Source organism: Streptomyces sp. SID3343, assembly GCF_009865215.1.
In the GTDB taxonomy this organism is placed as follows: domain Bacteria; phylum Actinomycetota; class Actinomycetes; order Streptomycetales; family Streptomycetaceae; genus Embleya.
In genome coordinates, this window is sequence record NZ_WWJX01000578.1 from 1 (window position 1) to 3,278 (window position 3,278).

The following is a 3,278-nucleotide window of genomic DNA, read 5'->3' on the forward strand; positions in this document are numbered from 1 at the left end:
ATGGTGGACGCGGTCGACCGACAGGTCGAGGTCGAGGCACTGGCCGGCCCCGGCGTGTCCGTGCTGACCGTGACCGAGCCCACCGAGACCGCGACCGCCGCCGCCTTCGCGCACACCGCGATACTCGCCGGGCGGCCCGAGAACGCCGAGCCGCTCGCCGAGGCGGGCAGGCTGTTCGGCAGGCTCGCACACCTGCTCGACGCGGTGGAGGACATCCACGCCGACCGCGCGGCGGGCGCGTGGAATCCCCTGCTCGCGACGGGTACCGGGCCCGAGGAGGCGCACCGGTTGTGTCGTGACGCGGCGACGGGGATCCGGCTCGCGCTCGCCGAGGTCGCGTTCGACAACGGCGTGCTCACCCACCGACTGCTCGTGCACGAGGTGGACGAGGCGATCGACCGCTCGTTCCGGCACGCGGGCTTCCCGGTCGAGTCGCCGTCGTGCTCGACCGGCACCGGGAAGCACAAGACCGGCAAGGCCGCCAAGCACGAGAAGCGCCAGGTGCATGAGGCGCATGAGGCGCATGAGGCGCACACCTCGCACGGCGATCACGCGGGCCACGGCGACCACGACACGCACGGCCCGGGCTGCGCGACCCGCGGCGAGCGACGGTTGGCCGCCCCTCCCGAGGGCTCGTGGCCCAATCAGCAACCCCCGTACCAGCAACCCCCGTACCAGCAACCCCCCGGCGCCCCGCACGACCCCAACAGCCCGTGGGGCCCGCCGGGCGGCCCCACTCCGCCGCCCCCGCCGCCGGGCGGGCACAACGTCTTCGTCGCGTGCGCGATCTGGATAGGGCTGTGCTGCACGTGCCAGTGGTGCTGCCGGGAGACCTTCGAGGACCCGTGCTCCGGCCAACAACGGCAGGGCTGCTGCCACAAGTGTGACTGCTGTGACGCCTGTGAGGGCTGCGGTGAGTGCTGCCAGTGCTGTGAGTGTTGCGCGTGTGACTGCTGAGACGCGCCGACGGGGGTTTGGAACACCGCTCGGCCATCGCTCGGATCCGCCCCCAGCCGCGCCCAGCCGCGCCTGGAAGCCGCTCGAATGCCGCTCGAATGCCGCTCGAATGCAAAGAAAAGCCCTGAAAAGCCAGAAAAAGCCGCCGAACTGGTATTCGGTGGCGAAAACGCCCAACCGTAACGTCTTGGCAAAGCATCTCCGGTCCGATTGACCCGACTTCAGCCGCCCACCCACGATCAGTGATAACTGGGTGTCGCAACACCGATACCCGGCGTCACCGATCTCGGGCCGGTTCCCGGCTCGACGCCGCACCGCCTCCCAGGCACGCGGTAGACCGGAGGGGGCCCGTCCATGCACGACACGACGCACGCCACGCACCACAAACGAGCGCTGCCCCGCATCACCGGGCTGCCCGGCGTCGCACCCCTGCACGTCGGGCAGCCCGCCGCCGACGCGATCGCGCACGACCGCGACCGGGTCACCCTGGTGGTGCCCGCCCGCAACGAGGCCCGCAACCTCCCCTGGGTGCTCCAGCAGATACCGGCCGGGATCGACGAGATCTTGCTGATCGACGGCGATTCCACCGACGCCACCTCCCAGATCGCCCGCCACTACCTCCCGGCCGCCAAGGTCATCCCCCAGTCCGCGCCGGGCAAGGGCAGCGCGCTGCGCACCGGTTTTCGGCACGCCACCGGCGACGTCATCGTCACCATCGACGCCGACGGCAGCATGTCGCCGCAGGAGATCCCGCACTACCTGCACTTCCTGTCGAACGGCTACGACTTCGTCAAGGGCTCCCGCTTCGTCGGCGGCGGTGGATCCCTCGACATCAGCCGCACCCGCAGCCTGGGCAACCACGCGCTGATGCGGCTCGTGAGCCGGCTCTACGGGTATCGGCTCACCGACCTGTGCTACGGATTCTGCGCGTTCCGCCGATGCTTCCTCGACGACCTCGACCTGCGCTCCACCGGCTTCGAGATCGAGGCCGAGATGACCGTGCGCGCGCTGCTCGCCGGCCTGCGCATCGCCGAGGTACCCAGCCTCGAACTCCCGCGCCGCAGCGGCCGGTCCAACCTCAACGCCCTGCGCGACGGCCGCCGGGTCCTGCGCACCGTGCTGAGCGAACGAGGCGGCGTCCGCCCCCTCCGGCCGGAGGAGGAACGTTGAGGCTCACCCAGTACTCGCCGGCGGTACCACGCCCACGCCCACCACACCCACGCCCGGCCCCGGCCACCACCACCGGCCGCACCGCGCCCGTACACGTGCTCGTGCTCGACCTGTTCGCCGACGCCGCACCCCGCCTGTCCACCCCCGCCGGCGCGCCCGTCGACTGCCCGAGGGGCGCCGCCCTCGTGCTCGTCCGCCACGACGCCGCCCCTGCGGGCCTGTTCGACATCGACCTGCGCGACGGTGACACCGAACACCTCGTGGACGCCGCCCATACCCGCTTCGGCCCGCCCCCGCCCCGCATCCCCCCAACGCGCCGAACCGGCCCCCGCGTCAGCGTCGTCGTGGCCACCCGCGAACGCCCCGACCTGCTCGCCGTGTGCCTGGGCACCCTGCACCGACAGACCCATCCCGACGTCGAGGTGATCGTCGTCGACAACGCCCCCACCACCGACCGCACCGCGAGCGTGGTCCGCGGCGGCCGGAGTGGCCTCGTGCGCTACGTCCGCGAACCGCGTGCCGGACTCGCCGTCGCGCACAATCGCGGCATCGCCGAAGCCGGCGGCGAACTCGTCGCGTTCACCGACGACGACGTACTGGCCGACCCCGACTGGGTCGCGTCGCTGGTCGCGGGCTTCGACCGGCCCGAGCGGCCCGCATGCGTGACCGGCCTGATCCTGCCCGCCGAGTTGCGCACGCCCGCCCAACTGACGCTGCATCACCACGGGGGCTACGCCAAGGGTCTACGGCCCGTGCTGTACGGCGCGGACAACCCGCCCGAGGACCCCCTGTTCCCGTTCACCGCGGGCCGCTTCGGCTCGGGGGCCAACATGGCCTTCCGCGCCGACGTGTTGCGCGCGATGGGCGGCTTCGACCCCGCCACCGGCGTCGGTACGCCCGCCCGCGGCGGCGACGACCTGCTCGCGTTCTTCCGCACCATCGTGCGCGGCCACCGGATCGCGTACGAGCCCGGCGCGCTCGTCTGGCACCGCCACCGCACCGAACCCGCCGCCGTGGCACGCCAGGTGCGCGGCTACGGCACCGGCCTGGGCGCCTACCTCACCGCCGCCGTGCTGCGCGAACCCGCCACCCTCGGCCCGCTCCTGCGCCGCCTGCCCGCCGGCCTGCGCCACGCCCTGGAGCGCACCCGC

The 3,278-nt window shown here is 72.7% G+C and carries 2 protein-coding genes and 1 pseudogene; all 3 read left to right on the plus strand.

Annotated features, from left to right (window positions below; all coding sequences use genetic code 11):
* Positions 1-957, plus strand: a pseudogene (locus GT354_RS17825) (hypothetical protein); the annotation flags it as partial.
* Between the two features lie 354 nt (positions 958-1,311).
* Positions 1,312-2,127, plus strand: a complete 816-nt coding sequence (locus GT354_RS17830) for a glycosyltransferase family 2 protein (RefSeq protein ID WP_161357297.1) — start codon at positions 1,312-1,314, stop codon at positions 2,125-2,127.
* Positions 2,124-3,278, plus strand: a 1,155-nt coding sequence (locus GT354_RS17835; protein ID WP_161357298.1) for a glycosyltransferase, incomplete at its 3' end; no start/stop codon positions are given. The genes GT354_RS17830 and GT354_RS17835, both read left to right, overlap by 4 nt.